We start from the raw sequence: 393 nt of genomic DNA, 5'->3' as shown, positions 1-393 counted from the left end.
GCGCCCGCCGTTCCGGTCGGCCGCGGCGGTCGCGCGCAGGGTGAGTTCGATACCCAGGGAGCGCACCGGCTCGGGCGGGAAGGGCAGGGGCTTCTCCCGGACCATCCGCAGGCGGGTGCGTTCGGTGTCGAGGCCGTCGAGTCGGTCCAGCATCACCTGGGCGCCGAAACGGGTGGCGCCCACGCCCAGGCCCGTGTACCCGGCGGCGTAGGCCAGGCGCCCCCCGTACCCGGTACCGAAGAAGGCCGAGAAACGGCTGCACGTGTCGATGACCCCGCCCCAGCTGTGGGTGAACCGCAGGCCCTCCAACTGGGGGAAGGTGTCGAAGAAGTGCCCGGCGAGCCTGCGGAAGGTCTCCGGGCGCTGCTCGAACTCGGGGCGCACCCTGCCGCC

Annotated in this window: 1 pseudogene; it reads right to left on the bottom strand. The window is 73.3% G+C overall.

Annotated features, from left to right (window positions below):
• Positions 1-393 (bottom strand): annotated as a pseudogene (locus tag D455_RS31465) (FAD-dependent oxidoreductase); the annotation flags it as partial.

The organism is Nocardiopsis halotolerans DSM 44410, from assembly GCF_000341065.1.
Taxonomy (GTDB): domain Bacteria; phylum Actinomycetota; class Actinomycetes; order Streptosporangiales; family Streptosporangiaceae; genus Nocardiopsis; species Nocardiopsis halotolerans.
The sequence above is the reverse complement of the archived record's forward strand: the minus strand, read 5'-3'. Positions and strand labels throughout refer to the sequence as shown.